The sequence below is a fragment of the Pseudomonas sp. CCC3.1 genome (assembly GCF_034347405.1).
Taxonomy (GTDB): Bacteria; Pseudomonadota; Gammaproteobacteria; order Pseudomonadales; family Pseudomonadaceae; genus Aquipseudomonas.
The window spans coordinates 2,959,598-2,977,608 of record NZ_CP133778.1; the positions used below are offsets into that span (position 1 = coordinate 2,959,598).

10 protein-coding genes are annotated in these 18,011 nt (G+C 57.3%); 4 read left to right on the forward strand and 6 right to left on the reverse strand.

Annotated elements, in window-relative coordinates:
* Positions 1 to 13 precede the first annotated feature (13 nt).
* Positions 14 to 2,404 (reverse strand): TonB-dependent siderophore receptor, encoded by a 2,391-nt coding sequence (locus tag RHM56_RS13055; RefSeq protein WP_322232687.1) that lies wholly within the window; start codon positions 2,402 to 2,404, stop codon positions 14 to 16.
* A 189-nt stretch (positions 2,405 to 2,593) separates the two neighbouring features.
* Between RHM56_RS13055 and RHM56_RS13060 the strand changes: the two genes are divergently transcribed.
* Both RHM56_RS13060 and RHM56_RS13065 read left to right on the forward strand, forming a co-directional pair.
* Positions 2,594 to 3,304: a response regulator gene (locus tag RHM56_RS13060; protein WP_322232689.1), complete on the forward strand. Its 711-nt coding sequence runs from the start codon at positions 2,594 to 2,596 to the stop codon at positions 3,302 to 3,304.
* Positions 3,301 to 4,686, forward strand: coding sequence for an ATP-binding protein (locus RHM56_RS13065; RefSeq protein ID WP_322232691.1), 1,386 nt, complete (start codon positions 3,301 to 3,303; stop codon positions 4,684 to 4,686). Before RHM56_RS13060 ends, RHM56_RS13065 begins: the two co-directional genes overlap by 4 nt.
* Positions 4,687 to 4,725: 39 nt before the next feature.
* Here the strand turns inward: RHM56_RS13065 and RHM56_RS13070 are convergent, their stop codons facing one another.
* The 5 genes from RHM56_RS13070 to RHM56_RS13090 all read right to left on the reverse strand — a co-directional run bounded on the left by RHM56_RS13070 (position 4,726) and on the right by RHM56_RS13090 (position 12,623).
* Complete coding sequence (locus RHM56_RS13070; RefSeq protein WP_322232693.1) at positions 4,726 to 7,149, reverse strand: TonB-dependent siderophore receptor; 2,424 nt, start codon at positions 7,147 to 7,149, stop codon at positions 4,726 to 4,728.
* A gap of 104 nt (positions 7,150 to 7,253) precedes the next feature.
* Positions 7,254 to 8,234: a FecR domain-containing protein gene (locus RHM56_RS13075; RefSeq protein ID WP_322232695.1), complete on the reverse strand. Its 981-nt coding sequence runs from the start codon at positions 8,232 to 8,234 to the stop codon at positions 7,254 to 7,256.
* A complete protein-coding gene (locus RHM56_RS13080) occupies positions 8,231 to 8,767 on the reverse strand; it encodes a sigma-70 family RNA polymerase sigma factor (protein WP_322232697.1) in 537 nt (178 codons plus the stop codon). Before RHM56_RS13080 ends, RHM56_RS13075 begins: the two co-directional genes overlap by 4 nt.
* Before the next feature lie 126 nt (positions 8,768 to 8,893).
* Positions 8,894 to 11,029 (reverse strand): bifunctional mannitol-1-phosphate dehydrogenase/phosphatase, encoded by a 2,136-nt coding sequence (gene mtlD, locus RHM56_RS13085; RefSeq protein WP_322232699.1) that lies wholly within the window; start codon positions 11,027 to 11,029, stop codon positions 8,894 to 8,896.
* Between the two features lie 568 nt (positions 11,030 to 11,597).
* Complete coding sequence (locus RHM56_RS13090; RefSeq protein ID WP_322232701.1) at positions 11,598 to 12,623, reverse strand: alpha/beta hydrolase; 1,026 nt, start codon at positions 12,621 to 12,623, stop codon at positions 11,598 to 11,600.
* A 137-nt stretch (positions 12,624 to 12,760) separates the two neighbouring features.
* Here RHM56_RS13090 and RHM56_RS13095 point away from each other — a divergent pair, with 137 nt between their 5' ends.
* Together RHM56_RS13095 and RHM56_RS13100 are read left to right on the forward strand one after the other, a co-directional pair.
* The gene (locus RHM56_RS13095) at positions 12,761 to 14,950 is read left to right on the forward strand and encodes a TonB-dependent siderophore receptor (RefSeq protein ID WP_322232702.1); all 2,190 of its coding nucleotides are present in this window, start codon (positions 12,761 to 12,763) and stop codon (positions 14,948 to 14,950) included.
* A 134-nt stretch (positions 14,951 to 15,084) separates the two neighbouring features.
* Positions 15,085 to 17,988, forward strand: a complete 2,904-nt coding sequence (locus tag RHM56_RS13100) for a Tc toxin subunit A (RefSeq protein WP_322232704.1) — start codon at positions 15,085 to 15,087, stop codon at positions 17,986 to 17,988.
* The last annotated feature ends 23 nt before the right edge of the window (positions 17,989 to 18,011 follow it).

Here is an 18,011-nt window from a genome sequence, read left to right on the forward strand (position 1 = left end):
GTCCCGATCGGGCTTAAAAGTCATAATCGATGCTGGCGGTCAGCGTGCGCCCTGCCCCCGGTACGCCATATAACTGGAAGCCATCCAGCGAAGCGCCGATACGGCTGAAGTAGAAGGTGTTGAACAGGTTGTCGACGTTGAGGTTGACCGTGGTCTGGCGGTTGACCTTGTACTGCGCCGCAACGTAATGCACCCAATAACCCGGCGCTTTTTCTTTGTCACGGGCGTAGATCGCGTACACGCCCGACGGGCCGTCGGCATAGCTGCTGTTGTTATTCAGGCCACCCACGTATTTGTTGTCGGTGTAACGCCTGCGCCCGACATAGTTGGCGCCGTAACTCAGGCTCAGGTCATCGGTCATGGCGTAGGTGGTCCACAGGTTGGCGGTCAAATCCGGGACGTTCTTCGCCTCCTCGCCTTTGTTGATGCCCTTGGTTTGATCGCTTTTGAGGGCCGAGAAACCGCTGTAGGCGGTCCAGCGATCAGTGATTGTGCCTTGCAGGCCCAACTCGACACCGTCGACACGTTTGGCGGGCAGTGCTCGAACCGGGGAAGTATCGCCTTCGGCGTATTCCCACGAGTTGTCCAGTTCGGTGCGGAAGATCGCCGCTGTCACGCTGATGCCTTTATCCAGCAGGTCCCACTTGGTGCCAACTTCGTAGGTTTTGGACTTGGCCGGGGTGTAATTGCTGGTGCTGGCCGCGCCGTAGATCTGGTTATTGGTCGTGACGCCGAGGGCCGAAGGCTGGGTCGATTCACTGTATGAGGCGTAGATCGTGCCATTGGGCTGCGGCTTGAACACCACACCGGCACGCCCGCTCCAGGCCCCGGAAGAGTCTTTGGTGTCGGCCTGCCCACGCTGCGTGGACTCGGCGGTCCAGTGGTCATAACGCAGCGAGCCCATCACTTGCCACCACTGATTGAGGGTCAGGGTGTCGCCAAAAAACAACCCTGCGTTGTCGACGATGGAGCGCGGCTCACCGACGCCCTTGGTGGTGTAGACCGTATCAAAATGGTGCTGCGGGTCGTTCATATCGAACGTCATGTCGGATGCCGGGACTTTAGCGTTGCGGTCCAGACCGCCGTAGGTCTCGTGGTACACATCCAGTCCGGCGACGGCTTTGTGGCTGATGGACCCGGTGTCGAAGGCAAACGTCAGGTCGGTCTGGTTGTCGAGAATGGTGTAACGCTTGGAGAGGCCGAAATCAGAGCCGCGCAAAATGCCATTCGCCGTGCTGCCGTTGTTGGTGTAGTCGGTATAGACCTTGACCCCGTTGACCGTCGACAAGGGGCCGACGCCGACATACCCCAAGGTGGCACAGCGGGTGCCGGTGCAGGTTTTTGAGCCGTCAGCGTTGGCAGCCGTGAAACGTGCCGGAGAGAGCACTGAAAAGTTGTCAGTGCGCTGCCAGCGCAGCTGGTTGGTCAGCAGTGCGCCATTGTCGAAATCATGCTCCAGACGCCCAGTCAGCGAGGTGGTTTCAGTCTGTTGGGTGTACAGGCTGGAGTCGCCATACCAATTGCTGCGCTTGACCCCAGGCATGCGTTTGCCATCGGTGCCGCGCAAAATCGGCAGGCCGCCGTCCGGGGTGTTGTTGTCTTTCTGGTAGTAAAAATCGAGGTAGGCGCGGGTTGGCGTCGACAACCCCAGAGCCAGCGAGGTGGCAATGCCCCAGCGGTCGTAGTCCACCTCATCGCGGTCGGCCACCTGATTGTCATGCTTCATCAGGTTAATGCGCACGGCGCTGGTGTCGTTCAGCTCATGGTTGATATCTGCGGTCAGGCGACGATAGCCGTCAGTGCCGACGCCGGCGGAGACCCGATTGGCGTCCCCCAGATGGGCTTCCTTGGTCACCAGGTTGACGCTGCCACCGACCGCCGAAATACCCGATTCAATGGCGCCCGTACCCTTGAACACCTCGGCTTGCTGCAAGTTGAAGGTATCGTTGCGGCTTGACATGCCCGCATCGCGCACACCATCGACAGTCAGGCTTTGCTCGGACGAGAAACCACGGATCGAAAACAGGTCGCCCCAGCCCAGATTGCCCTCCCCGGACATAAAGGTGATGCCCGGCACGTTGCGCAGAATGTCCTGCAAGCTCTGCGCGTTCTGCTCTTTAAGCACTTGCTGGGGCACGATGGTGATGCTTTGCGGCGCATCCAGCAGCGGCGTCATGACTTTGCGCGATGACACCTCGTCAACCTTGAACGGCGAGATGTAGGTGCCCTGAACATTCGATTCCGGCAGGGTCAGCGTCGTGCCTTGACCCGCTGCCGGTTGCTCTGCCGCATGGGCACCCGGGCTGAAAACCCCGAGCGCCATCATGCCGACCACGGGCGCCAGCGTACTGCTCAATGCATAAGGGGTATTGCGAACTACAGCCGCCTCGGGTGACGATGGCATCGGACTTTCCTTAATTACAATGAATCGCATTTAGATTCGCCATTCTAAAGAGCGTCATAGCAACGGATCGCCGGACTTTGTATTGCTGATGCACGAAAAACATCACCCACAACATTTCATTACATTTTGTCTGTCTCCACCCTGTGAAATCCGCTATTGCTGCAAATCCTGAGGCCTATTCGAACCCCCATGTCCAAGCAAGATCATGTGTTAATCGTCGATGACGACCCCGACATCCGCCAACTGCTGGCTGAATACCTGCGCGACGCGGGCTATCAGACCTCGACGGCCTGCGACGGCAAGGAAATGCACCGGCGTCTGGAAATGAACGTCATCGACCTCATCGTCCTCGATCTGATGCTGCCCGGCGAAGACGGCCTGAGCCTGTGCCGCACGCTACGGGTGACCTCCAATACCCCAGTGATCATGCTCACGGCCCGCGGCAGCCTGATTGATCGCATCGTCGGGCTGGAAATCGGTGCGGACGATTACCTGCCCAAACCCTTTGACCCACGTGAATTGCTGGTGCGGATCAAAGTGGTGTTGCGCCGGGCGCAGAGTTTTCCAGAGCGTGCCCGCGTGGATGAAGCGCCTTTTGTGAACTTCGACGGTTGGCGCCTCGACACCCGCGCCCGGCAGGTGTTGTCGGCGGACGGCGTGGTGATCAGCTTGGGCAACTCGGACTATCGCGTACTGCGCTTGCTGTTACAGCACCCCAACCGCCCACTGAGCCGAGACTTTTTGCTCAATCATGTGTTCGACAAAGACAGCACGCCTTTTGACCGTTCGATTGACGTGTGCGTGAGCCGTTTGCGCCAGCAATTGACACCTGAGCTGATCAAAACCGTGCGCAACGAAGGCTACATGCTCACCTCAATCAACGTGACAAACGAAGCATGAGGCTGATACCCCGCACCCTGTATGGGCGGCTGGTGATCATTCTGGTGGCCGGAATGCTGGCTGCGCAGGTGGCAACCAGCAGCATCTGGTATGACGTGCGTCACAGCCAGGTACTGGAGATCCCGACCCGGCTGATTGCCAGCCGTTTGGCCGATATTGTGCGCGTGTCAAAGACCGACCCGCACAACACCGATCTAGTGCTGAACAGCTTAAGCACCCCCGTTTTCCAATTGCAGCTACACAGCACACCCGCCAGCGCAGAACCCAGGTTGACGCCCGAGGATCTGGCAACTGAAAACCTGTTGAAAAACCTGATCAATGAAAAGACCGGCACCCAGACACCACTGAGATTGCTCAACCTGACCCTGCTCGATGAGCAAGGGCAAAAAGCCGGGGTCGACACCTTGTTCGGGTCCAGCCCGGTGGTGGGTCAGTTCACCCTGGAGTTACGCCTTGCAGATGGTCGCTGGCTGCATGTTCAAGCCCGTGAAGATCAGGGCTGGACCAGTTTGTCGCCCGCCGACGTGATGCTCGACTACTTTTGGCGTATCTATCTGGTGCGCATCATTGTGCTGGCAATCATCGCCTTGCTCGCGGTGCGCCTGGCCATCCGCCCCTTGAATGAACTGGCGCAGGCGGCACAAGCGCTGGGTAACGATATTCGGCGTAAACCTCTGCACGTCAAAGGGCCGGTTGAAGTGCGGCGCGCTGCCGAGGCGTTCAACCTGATGCAGCAACGCCTGCTGGACAGTCTGGCTGAGCGCACGCGATTTCTGGCGGCGGTATCGCATGATCTGCGCTCGCCCATCACCCGCTTGCGGCTGCGCACTGAAATGCTTGATGACGAGCAACAAAAGCAGCGCTTTCGCAAAGACCTGACCGACATGGAAGGGCTGGTGTCGACCACGCTGGAATTCGTCAGCAGTGGTGAAATAAACGAAATCCGACAAAACATCGACATCAACGCCCTGCTGCAAAGCCTGCAAGCTGACCTGGAAGACATCGGTGAACACGTCACCCTGGTGGGTCGCGCGACACGCCCAGTGTCGGGCTATGCCCGTAGCCTCAAGCGCTGCGTGCAAAACCTGCTGGAAAACGCCGTACGTTATGCCCGTGATGTGCAGGTGATCATTGATGAACAGCCCGAGCACCTGACGATTACAGTCCGCGACAGTGGCCCCGGCATTGCGCCCGAGCAACTGACGCACGTGCTGGAGCCCTTTTACCGGCTGGAAGCCTCGCGAAATAACGCCAGCGGAGGTTACGGCCTGGGCCTGAGCATCGCCCAGACCGTGGCGGCCGCGCATGGCGGGACGTTGGTGCTGCACAACCGCACGCAAGGCGGGCTGGACGCCGTGCTGACCTTACGCACGCACCTGTAGTCGCTGAGGAGCGAAGCGACTACAGGATTAGGCACATCGTCAGAAGTCGTAGCGCAAGCTGGTCATCAGGTTACGTGGCGCTCCATAGACGCTCCAGTTGTCGGCGTAGCTGTAGTAAGTCCGGTCGAACAGGTTGTTCACGTTCAGGGCAACGCTCACGTGATCATTGACCTGATAACGGCCCATCAGGTTGACCAGCGCATAACTGCCTTGCTCGAAAGCATGCAAGTCCTGACCAATTTTGCTTTGCCAATTCGCACCCGCACCGACCGTGACTTTGTCCCAGGCACCCGGCAAGCGATAGGAGGTGAAGGTCTTGAGGCTGTGACGAGGGATGTTGGTCACGATGCGCTGATCGTCCTGATCGGTGCTGACGCTGTAGGCGTAACCCGCCGAGGCTTGCCAGTTCTCATTGAGTTCGCCGTTCAGTTCGATCTCCAGGCCCTGAGTGGTGGTGCCCTGCTCTGCCGTATAGGTGTCGAACTCACCGGCATACACCGCCAGGTTGTCTTGCTCGATGCGAAACAGCGCCAGGCTTGCGTTCAGGCGGTCGTCGAGAAACGTGCCCTTGAGCCCGGTCTCGTAGCCCGTGCCTTCCTGCGGGTCCAGTGGTTTGCCGTTTTTATCTTTAACGCCATAGGCCTGCGGGTTGAAGATTTTGGTGTAGCTGGCGTACAGCGCCCACGTCTCGTTCAGGTCGTACACCACACCGGCATACGGCAGAAACACGCCGTTGCGGGTTTCATCACTCTGGCTGCCAGCGCCAGCGTATGAACGGCTTTCGCTGTTGCGCTTCCAGTCTGTGACCCGCGTGCCAAGAATCACTTTCAGGTCATCCGTCACGTTCAGCCGCGTGGTGGCATAGGCCGCGTATTGATTTTCAACGATCAAGTTCTTGCCCTGCGCCGTGGTATCGGGCTGCGGCCCCTTACCGTTCCAGATGAAGATGTTATCGATAGTGCCGTCATATCCGGTCCACGGCCCATACCAGCCGCCATGCTCGGGCACGCTCTCGCGGTAGCGCGACAGAGTCACGCCGGTAATCAGTTCATGCTCGCGGCCCAACAGGGTAAAAGGCCCGGTGACGTAGGCGTCCAGGGTATTTTCACGCGGGGTGCCCGACCAGCGATTGGGGAACATGTAGGCGCCGGAGCCGGTGGCGGCATCAATTTCACCGTTCATGTAGTTGATCAGTTCATCGAACTGGTATTCGGTATGCCCGACTTCAACCTTGGCGCTCCAGCCGCTGTCGAAACGATGCTCCAGCGAGGCAAACAGGTTGGTTTTGGCGACGTCGTAGTAAGACCAGTCCGGCGCACTGTTGGCCGAGCGCTTGAAATGGGTTTTCTCACCATCAGCGAAAAACACCTGGAACCCGGTGCGCAAGGGTGAATCCGCCTGAGTCTTGAGGTAGCTAAAGCCTGCGGTCAGCAGTGTCGATTCGCTCAGGTCAAACTCGGTGATGCCATAGACCAATTGGTTGTCTTGCTTGTAACGATCAACCCACGAGTTCTGATTCTTGTAATCGAGCACCAGACGCCCGCGTACATTGCCCGTTTCGGTCATCGGGCCTGACACGTCGAGGCCCAGGCCGTAGCGATCCCAGTTCCCGGCTTCGGCGGTGACACTGGCCTGCAGATCGGAGGTCGGGCGCTTGCGAATCATGTTGACGGTTGCCGAGGGCGTCCCCGAACCACTGATCAAACCCGTGGCGCCGCGCACGATCTCGACCCGGTCATACATGGCGGTGCTCTGCGAGAAGTTCGCCAACCGCGCCGAAGTCGGCACGCCGTCGACTTCAAAGTTGTTGATCATGAAACCACGCGACCAATAGGTGTCGTTTTCGGCGCCAACGCCCACCCGTGAAACGGCAATCCCAGGCGTGGCTTCCATCACATCCGTGAGGTTGGCCAGCTTCTGATCCTTGATGCGCTGGCTGGTCATCACGGTAATCGACTGCGGCGTGTCTTTGAGTGCGAGGTTCAAGCGCGTCGAGCTGCTGGACGAATAGGTGCTGTAAGAACCGGTGCCTTCGGTGGTTGAGCCCGACGCTTTGCCGGAAATCATCGTGCTTCCCAGTTCCAGCGCCCCGCCAGCAGAAGCCTGCGGCTGCGCGATTAACTGGTAGCGCCCTTCTGCGGTCGGCACGGCGATGAGACCGCTATTGGCCAATAACACCTGCAATGCCTGCTCCACCGTGTAGGTGCCGTGCAGCGCCGGGCTCGATTTACCGGCGGTCAAGGCCGCATCACCGGCCAGGTACACACCCGCCTCAGCCGCCAGTTGATTGAGCTGGTTGGCCAGAGGCCCCGCACTCAAGTCATAGTGGCGGCTTTGCACCTGTTCGGCGGCCAGTGCTGCCGATGCCATGATCATGGACAAAGGCGAGCCAATGGCCAAAGCGATGGCTAGCGCCAAGGGGCGTGCGCGGTCGTGGCGCGCAGAGTGTGGTGAAACAGGCATGCGTAGTGACATTGATGAGTCCCGGTCGAGAGGAGGCATAAAGCCGTAGTCACCTGTTAATTCGAATGAGAATTAAAAACCGGAAGCTTTCAGCCAAAAAATTTTCACGCGCTTCTCGGGACCACGGTTACCCACCACGGGAAATGCCGTTCGACGCGGATCGGCAACGCCTGCTCCAGCATGGCGAGCACTTGATCGGTATCACGTAACGGGTAAGTGCCCATCACTCGCAAACCAGCCACCCTCGGGTCAATCCCCAGATGCCCATGGCGATAGGTCGACAGTTCACGGATGAAGTCGCCAAGACGGGTATCGTTGGCCAACAACAAACCCTGCGCCCACGCCTCGCGACCGGATTGCGCTGGCTGAGTGGCGAACACCTGCTGACGATCGAACGCAACCCCCTGCCCGGCAGGTACCACGCGAGTCTGGGCACTTGCAGTCGAGGTCACTTGAACACTGCCTTCAAACACGTTGAGCCGGGTAATGCCCTCACCCTCTCGCACGCTGAATCGCGTGCCCAATGGGCGTAACAAGCCTTGTTCGGTTTGAACGAAAAAAGGTCGGGAGTCGCTGCCGGTGTTGATCAGTATTTCGCCGCTATAGAGCCGCAATGTGCGCTGTTGCGGGCTGAAATCAACATCCAATGCAGTGCCACTGTTCAGCCATAACCGGGTGCCATCGGCCAAGCGTTGCTCGCCAAGCACCTGGGTCGTGGTGTGGTAGTCGGTCGTCCAGGCAGTCAATGAATCCGGGAGCCAGCGTTGACGCCAACTGGCCCAGCCAAGCATCGCGCCGCCCATCACTACCGACAGGTTGCGCAATACCTGACGCCGGGAACGTTGGGTATGACGAAGGTTTTCCAGCGTTTTGGCAGCGCCCGCAACGTCTTCTTGCAAGGGCGCGAAGCGCTGGCTGACGCGCTCGACATAGCACCAGGCCAATCGATTTTGTTCGCTCAAGGCATGCCACTGGCGCCAGGCTTCGTGCAGGTCACCCGCATGGGGCTCGCCAGTCAATCGGGCGAACCAGTCGGCTGCCTGTTGCAGCGTGGCGTAGTCCAGCGGGGTATCCTGGCGCTTCACCGCAGCGCACCGTCGAGTTCAGCTTCGAGCAGTGCGCACTGCAACATGGCCTGCGCCATGTATTTGGTCACCGTGCGTTCACTCACGCCCAGACGTACACCGATCTGTCGATAGTTCAGCCCTTCGAGCTGAGCCAGGCAAAACGCTTGTGCGACCTTGCCTGGCAAACGATCCAGCATGGCCTGCAACTGTTGCAGTGCCTCAAGCACCAGCGCACGGTGCTCTTCGGACGGCAAACAGTGTTCATCGCGACTGCCCAGTACCTCAACCCAGGCGCGTTCAACCTGCTTGCGCCGCCAGAAGTCGACAAACACATGACGTGACATCGCACTCAAGTAAGCCCGCGCATGCCCCTCGCTGGTAAAAGCCCGCGGCTGAATCAGAAGGCGCACGAACACATCGTGAGCCAAATCGGCGGCATCGCTGGTATTGCCCAGTTTGCGGGCCAACCAACTGCGTATCCACCCATGGTGGGTCGTGTAGAGGCCGCCGACGTTGCACGGGTCAGCAACAGGTTCGCTAGATCGAGGCATGAGAATATTTAACAAATGATAATTGTTACCAATCATAATTTGTAACTCAAAAGGCCACAACCCGTCTGCTCGACTTGCCCGACCGTCACTGATTACTTAAAGGTGGCACTCCCTGACGGCCATTACTCAGGCAATTGCCAGCTCGGGGCTTTGCGGACCAAGCTCATGCAGGCGCTGAAACTGCTCGCTGATCGCCGCAACCAGGGCCGCATCCTTGACCGGGTCCAACCCCGGATACGGCCGTCCGTTGTAGTTTCCGGTGTAGGTCAACACCGCTTCTATGCTGCCCGCTTCCTCATACACCGTGCGGATCAATTGGCTTTCCTGGTCTTTTTTGTCTGTGCACTTCAGTGCGTAATGCAGGGCCAGAGCACTGCCAAACTCCAGGGCGCTGCTGTCAATTCCGTGTTTTTTGGCCATATCGATGCTGCGAAATATCCGTTCATTACGTTGCAGTTTGCGCAGCGGATCACGCCCCACACGCGCACACGGGTCCTTGAATGAGGTGTTGCAACGCTCCAGAAAGGTTTTCGAGAAGTCAGCCACGGCGTCGGCCAGTTGCGGGTTCTCAGCCACCAGCGCCGGACCGACTTCCTGGCGAATCAGTCGTTCCGCCAAGGCACTGACCCGAGGGTCACCCATGCCCTGCCCCAACCATGAATAACCCAACAGGCTGGCGTACCAGGCAATGATCGCGTGCGGGCCGTTCCACAGCAGGTTCTTGATGACCTGCGTCTGTGTGATGTCGTCTACGGTTTTAACTTGGCGCAGGCGCTCCAGCAGGTTGCTGCAACGCTCTGCATACAACGGCATGTCCGACTCGCTGTTGAACAAAATCAAGTGCAATTGGCTGAGGGCGTTGCTCGACTGGGCGAAAGGTCGAAATCGAGCGATTAGACGCTCGTACTCTGGCACAGGTACCTTGGGCGAGGTTTTGCGGACGGCGGGTTGCTCACTCAAGCTGTTCTGAAAAATATTCGACTTGATCCGCAACTGCCGCACCAGCGCCTCGTTGGAGATTTTGGAGACGATGCGGCTCACCACCGTTTCGGCAAAGTGGGTGTTATCGAGAATTTTCTGTGCGATCTGCGGCGACGCCAGCAGCTCCAACTGCGCTTGTACGTGACGTCGAACAAAATCCGCCCCGCCGACTTTATTCAGCACAATCAGGATGGTCAGTTCGCGCCCACGACGCTCGAAGCGGCGAATCAGGCCTTTGGCAATCACCGGTGCCTGATTGCGTATGGCCGGTTCCGGAAGGCTCAGGCCGACGATTTCAGCCGTGTCGTACATGCGAATCACCGCGTCGGCGTCGTCCATGTCGATCATTCTGAGGTTTTCGATGGTCTGGTCGAATGAGGTGGCGCCATAGCGCACGCTGAATCGGCCGAACGCCTGAATGGTTTCACGCAACATCCGCGAGCGGGTCGCCGCAATGATTTCACACGGCCGGGTGTAGCCATCCCAGTGCGAGAAAATCTGCGTCAGGTAACCGCCGCCCATGGCACCAAACCCATGAATGCCGACACTGAACTGGTTCAGGGCCTGCGGGAAACTCTCGGTCAGCTCAGGCGTGCCAAGGTCGGGCATGCAGTCGTTCAAATCACCCAGAAACCCATGCATGCTTTGATAAGCCTTCAAGGCTCCCGCCTTGACCTCAGGCGCCGGGGATTTGATGTCTTCGATCAGAATCGGCTGACCATCGGCACGAATCGCCGATAGCAAACCGTTCTCAGAGTCCTCAAGCATCAGGCAGTGCTGTGGCAGGCAATTAAGTGCGCTGGCCGCCGCCAGGAAAATCTCTGGATGCGGCTTGCCTTGAGTCACTTCATCTCCGCACACAGTGACATCAAAATACTTCAAGACATTGGCATTGATCAGGTACTCCTCGGCAATCGCGCGCCGACTGGACGTGGCCACGGCCATGGTCAAGCCGTACTTGCGCAAGCGCTCCAGCACTTCGAGCAAGCCATCCTTGATCGGCACGCCATGGTCACGCACGTAGGCCAACTCCAGCTCGTCAGCGCGCTTTCGGACTTCGGCGTAGGGGAAGTCTTCGCCATGATTCGCCTTGGCCAATGCCTCGGCCTTCTTGGCACTCAAACCCAGTGAGCCGATGAGGGTTTCTTCGCTCAGGGGTGTGCCAAAAATTTCGATGGCCGCTTGTTTCAGGGTTTTAAAACGCAGGCGTTCGGTGTCAAACATGGTGCCATCCATGTCGAAGATGGCACTAAAAATTCTCTTGCCCTGGAAATAGATCATGGGTGTTACTCCTTGTACCGCGAGGTTCAGATAAAAAAGCCGGGCAGCAGAACGCACTGTTGAACACGCACAGTGGACGCGCCGGTTGGGCGAGTTATCGGAATCAATCAGGCGGAGGGATGTAACAGTGGCGCCAATTGGCGCAGTTACCCGAGAAGCACGGGATCAACTGGGGTAAAGCAACGTTTGCAAAGAGACGAGAAATAAACCCTGTGGATGCGCTGACGCGGCGTTTGACGTGAGGCCCACAGCTCGCAATCAGGGATGCGGGCTGTGAGCCGAACTGGCGATTGATACGTGTGATTCCATCCATATGGGCTTGTCATTTCCTGTAATACGATTGAATGCCTTTTTAGCTATAACGCACTTGGAGGCTCTAGATCAAGGTTTGTCTATGCAGCGTCGAGGGGGCCGACACGCGAGATCGCATGCGCCTGAGGCGTTGATTACCTAAAGTGAGCGCCTTGCGCGGTCTTGTGGGAGCCGGGCTTGCCCGCGATGCAAACGGATCGATCGGACAGTGAACACTGCATCCATTCAATCGCGGGCAAGCCCGCTCCCACAGGTGTCAGTCACTCGGCTTCAATTGCTCGATCAATACCCGGTTAAACCCTGCCGGATCTTCCATTTGCGGCGCATGGCCCATGCCCGGAAACTCAACCAGTTTGGCACCTGGTATGAGTGCAGCGGCCTGTTTGCCCAGCACGTTGTAATGACCGATCCTGGCTTTGACTTCCGGCGGCGCGATGTCGCTGCCGATGGCTGTGGTGTCTGCGTCGCCTATCAGCAACAGCGTTGGCACCTTCAGGTTTGGCAGCTCGTAGAACACTGGTTGGGTGAAGATCATGTCGTAGATCAACGCCGAGTTCCACGCCACTCGCTTGTGCCCCGGGCCTTTGTTGAGCCCTGCGAGCATGTCGACCCAGCGGTCGTACTCAGGCTTCCAGTGCCCGGCGTAATAGGTGCTTTGTTCATAGTTGCGCACGCCTGCCGCGTCCAGTTTCAACTCGCGTTCGTACCATTGGTCGACGCTGCGCCATGGCACGCCCAGGGCTTTCCAGTCTTCCAGGCCGATGGGATTGACCAGCACCAGTTTCTCGGTCTGCGGCGCGTACATCAGTGCATAGCGTGTGGCCAGCATGCCACCTGTGGAATGGCCGATGACACTGGCCTTGTCGATACCAAGACTGGCCAATAAAGCGTGGGTGTTGGCCGACAACTGCTGAAAGCTGTACTGGTAATTCGCCGGTTTACTTGAAGTACAAAAGCCGATCTGATCCGGCACCACGACTCGATAGCCCGCTGCGCTCAAGGCTTTGATGCTGTCACCCCAAGTCGCTGCGCAGAAGTTCTTGCCATGCAGCAACACCGCCGTATGGCCATTGGCTGCGCCGGTGGGCGCTACGTCCATGTAGCCCATCTGTAACGACTGGCCCTGGGACTGGAAATTGTAATGATGCAATGGATATGGGTATTCAAAGCCTTGCAGCTGTTCGCCATAACTGGGGGTGGACGGCTCGGGCGCAGCAACTGCCAGTAACGGCAAGGCACACGCAACCAACAGGCCTGCATACGATCGCTTAATAAATGACATAGGCCGCTCCTCAAAAGTTCTGGAGCGTCACATTGCACGATTAACCCAAGGTTAATAGCCACCTGTATGATGGCGCGCATAAAAAAGCCCCGGGGATTTACGTCTATCACGGGTCAGCCATTGTTTAGGAGCTTTGCATGAACATGCTTTACCGGACTGTCAACGAGGGAGAGTCCGCACCCCGGTTCGCACTCAATGCACTGACCCTCGGCTTGTTGCTCGGCAGCGCCGTGTCGATGGCCGATGCGGCTGAAACCGAACTGCCGGCGATTTCCGTGACGGGCAGCGACAAGCGCGATTATCAGGCTGACACCGCTTGGGTCGGCGGCTTCGAGCCCGCGCCTTTGATTGACACGCCCGCAGCGATTTCGGTGTTCAATGACACCCTGATTAAGGACCAACAGGCCCGCTTGCTCAGCGATGTGTTGAAAAATGACGCCTCGGTGGGCGAAAGCTACGCGCCCATCGGCTACTACGAAAATTTTGTGGTGCGCGGGTTTTCGCTGAATTCGGCCAGCAGCTACAAGATCAATGGCCGTACCATCACCGGCGAACAGAACACAGGCCTGGAAAACAAACAGCAGGTTGAACTGCTCAAGGGCCTGTCCGGCCTGCAAAGCGGTGTCTCCGAGCCGGGCGGCGTGGTCAATTACGTCACCAAACGGGCCGCCGATGTGCGCTCTGTGACGGTCTCGACCGATGATCGCGGCAGTGGCTACATGGCTGCCGATGTCGGTGGCTGGTTTGGCAGCGAACAGCAATTCGGGCTGCGCGCCAACGTCGCCCATGAAGACATTCATTCCTACGTCGAACACGCCAATGGCCAGCGCGATTTCGTGTCGCTGGCGTTCGACTGGAACATCAGCCCCAATGCGCTGTTACAACTGGATGTCGAATACCAGAACAAGGAACAGCGCTCAGTGCCGGGCTATCAACTGCTCGGTGGCACTGAACTGCCCCACCACGCCTCACCGAAAAAGTTGCTGGCTCACCAGAGTGGCTCCAAACCGGTGACCATTGATTCGCTCAACCTCAACGGTAATTTTGAGTACCGTTTCAGCGAAAACTGGAAAGGCAGCCTCAGCGCCTCGCGCAGCAAGGTTGTGATCGACGACTACAGCTCGTTTGCCTGGGGGTGTTATGGCTCGGACAGTTGCGCCAATGCGGCCGTACCCAATTACTTCAGCCCGGAAGGCAACTACGACATCTATGACTTCCGCAGCCCGGATGACACCCGTCGTAATGATGAGGTTCAGGCCGCTCTAAGCGGGCAATTCGACACCGGCGGCATTGGCCATGAATTAACCGTTGGCACCAGCGCATTCCGGCGCGTAGTGGACCAGCGAGAGCTGATCAACGAGATGATCGGCAGCGGCAATATCAACCGTGAGCCCGAAGACTTTGCGCGTTACGACGGCCCGGTCACTGACAGTTATCGTCGCCTCGACAGCCGTCAGTACGGGCTGTTTTTCAATGACCGGATCACCTTTAACGAACACTGGCAGACCGTTCTGGGCGGGCGTGAAGTGCGCCTGGATGAACGCACGTTCGATGCCCAGGGCGATACCACCCGCCATACCCAACGCTATGAGTTCCTGCCCCAAGCCGCACTCATCTATAAACCGGTGCAGAATGTTTCGTTGTACACCCGTTACAGCAAAGGCTTGTCGCTGGGGGGTGAAGCGCCATGGTTCGCCAGCAATGCCTTTGAAATTCTCGCGCCCACGGTGTCGCGCCAGATCGAGGCCGGTATCAAGTACGACTGGCGCCGCATGAGCCTCAGCGCCACCCTGTTCCAGATTCGTCAGGGGTATCAGTACTCGCGCCCGCAAGCCGATGGCTCATTCATCTATGAACAGCAGGGCGAGCAGAAAAATACCGGTCTGGAGCTGGCAGCCAATGGCTGGGCCAGTGAGCGCTTGCAGATTTCAGCCAGTGTGGCGGCGATTCGTGCCCGGGTCACCGGCAGCGGTACTGCGGACTACGAAGGACACCAGACCCTCAATGTCCCGACCCTGCGCGCAAGCCTGTACGGTGACTATGCCCTGCCCTGGGTCGACGGCCTGTCACTGCTGGGGGGGGTGCAATACAGTGGCAAAAAATACGCTAGCCAATCAGGCGACGCTCAAGCAGACAGCTACGCAATCTTCAACATCGGCAGCCGCTACAGCACCCGTATCGAGGGCTACGACACGGTGTTTCGGCTGACCGTAGACAACCTGTTTGATAAACGCTATTGGCGTGATGTAGGCGAATACATGGGGGACAACTATCTGTTCCAGGGCGCGCCGCTGACAGCCCGTCTGAGTGCGTCGATCAACTTTTGATCGTGCACCCTCCCCTCAACATTTAGCGATATCTCCTAGTACTCAATGGGCCTGGTCTGGCCGATAACGGATCCAGGCCTTGTTAGCTTCTGAAAGCCCGGTGGATGACCACCCGGCGCTCAGGAGTTATCGACATGCCTCAACCTTTGCTGCACACACTGGCGGTCCCCGGCCAGCTGCCCGTTTCAGGGAAAGTCGACTTTAAAGCAGCCATGGGGTTGCTCAACCTTACGTCAGTATTTGACGTCATCCGTCTCTCCAAAAACCAATTTGTTGAGCAACTGGCGGTGCACTGCGATGACGATGGCGCCCAGGCCTACGACCTGGCCGTGGGCTATGCGGCCCAGCTTGATTTTCTGCATCGCGAGCAAGACCGTTCACATTCTGACAATCAGCCCGTCAAACGCACCCCGGCGGCCGACTTGCATCCAGGGCCTACCTACGCCGCGCTCTTCGAAGAAAACTGGGACACCTACTGCGCTGCCGCATCGCCTGCCGCGCTTGACTCACCGGCGGCCTACCTGCGGGCTTTGTACTTGTTTGCGCAACAGGTCGAGAGCACCGGACAAGGCACCTCCAGGCGTATCACGTTAGATATTCGACGTCCCTTGCTCAAAAATCTGATTATCGACAATCAAAGCCTGACCCGAGAAATACCGCTACTGAGCATCGTCAATGAAACCTTGAACGAGCATCTTGAGGACTACATCAGCCAGAACGCCGATATTTACAAAAACAAGTCGGTGAATGAGGTGCTGGCGGTCACTCTTTTCCCCTTCGAACTGCCTTTTGATCTGGCGCATCAGCAATGCCTGCTGGGTTTGACAGGCGATAAACCCGCCTTGGGTGAGCTGAACTACCGCTTGAGTCTGAAACTGCCACTCGCAAACCTTTCAAAAAACGTTTACGGCGTGATTCAGCACCCTGCGTACGAGGCGCAACGGTTGTTATCGGGGCTAAGCCCGCAACAACAAATCCTGTTGAATGCACCGCTCTGGATCCCCGGCAAAGCACTTTTCAAAACCCACTATGCCAGTCACGAAGAACCCCTGAAAAAGCTCGCGCACTTCATGCTGCAAACAGGGCTGACAACCGATCAGGTGGATGAACTGCTGGCCCGGGACAAATACCAGCCCAGAATGAGCGGGCATATCAACCTTAATACCTCGGAGCGCCCTGCAAACGAACCGGGCGGCGCGCGTTACGTTAATGGTCCGCACGCAGATACCCCTCAGCGCTTGGGCCTTAAAACCGACGACAATGGCAAAGTTGTACTGCTCAACACCTCACCTGCGCGCTTTGACCGGCTACAGCGAATGATCCGCCTCCAACGTTGGCTAGGTATCTCGTTTACGCAGTTGGACACCCTGCTATGGAGTGCCATGCATTGTGAGAAAAACACCAACCGAGAGCTTCTGATCAATGACAACACCCTGCGAATGCTGGGCGTTTACCGGTATCTGAACCTGCGATACGGCCTCAAGGCTGACGAGTTCTCGGCCTTGCTGTACCAATTGCCCGTGCACGCCTGTGGCAATAGCGACGCTTTGTTTGATCGTGTTTTCAACAGCAGGCAGTTACTCAACCACCCCTTGCAACTGGATGGCAGCCCTTTGGACCCGGATGCAGCCGACTCTTCAACACACACCACGGTGTACCAGGTGTGTGCGGCACTAGGTCTGAGCCCGACCACTGACTCACTCGGTCTGGTGGCGACTCAAACGCGCAAATTCATTGGGCCGCTGAGCAGAAATCTGGAAACATTTTCATCCTTTTACCGACAGGCTCGGATTGCCAGCCTATTCGGCCTTTCGGTGATGGAGTGCGTACACCTCCTTGAGTTGCTTGGCGATGGCACCTACCTGGAATACTTGGTGAAACCCTCCCTGCGAGGCTCGGGTCAGAATGCCCCGGCGGACTTTCTCGATGTACTGATGCAGATGGACTGGGCGGTCAACTGGATTAACGCCAGCGGCAGCAGTGTGCAGCAGATCCATCATCATTTACTGCTCGACAACGCCCCGCAAAAAGCCATCGTCAGTGAGCAATTGGCTCAGATAAACGCGCTGTTTGACGACCTGCAGAATCGGCTCATACCTCAAGCGGAGATTGACGCACTTGACCTTCCCCAACCCGATACAGATGCCCCTCCTTTGCCGTATTCATGGCGTGTATTAATTACCAAGGGAATTTTGAAAGCCCATTCACAACTGCCCCTCGAGGTAAATGAAGAAGCACTGAAGCAAGGTCTGACCGAGGCGATCAACAACTATGTAACGATGAGCAATAAACCGGATACCAACCAACAGCTTAAAACCGAGATCACACACAAACTTGAACGACTTTTGCTAGAGGCTTATAAGCTTTTGCAACCGTTTAAAGACAAGGTCGAACACCTGTTCAAAGACACGTCCCACGTTTCTCAAACTCCACTTTTGTTGAGGCACACCACCAAACATGTCAGCCGCCAGTTTGGCAAAGCACTCGGAAGTCCAAGTTCCTCCCACGAATTAAAGCACTTACTGTTATTGCTGACCGATGCTGAAAATACGTTGCAGTTGCCTTTATCCCGTCAGGCGCTGCATAAATTCTTGCTCAATCCTCGTTGGCTGGATGATAAACAGACGCCAGGTTCACTGCTCAAGTTAACGTTCAGTACCTTGTATCTGTTCACGCAGTTCAACAAGTGCATCAACGTCTATGGACTCACTCAAGATATTCTGTTGGGCTTCTTCGAAACATCAAATCCCAAAGCCATCGCTGGCGAGTCAAGCGATCTATCGTCGTCCACCAACGCGTTACTGGGTGCCATGTTCAATTGGGACTCTCGAGAAATTGAGCTGCTGGTTAATCGCCTTGAAACCAAACGGGTGCGCTCAATGGTGGAGCTGGATTGGCTCATGCGTTGCCATGAAACCGCCAATACCACGGGGCTGTCGGCCAAAGTGCTACTGACCGCCACCGATTTGCATGCCGAAATTGCCAATGATGATTGGGGTCTGGTCGGCAAAGCCGTTATTGCGACACAAAAACAATGATGTTTTTTATCTCTGAACGGATC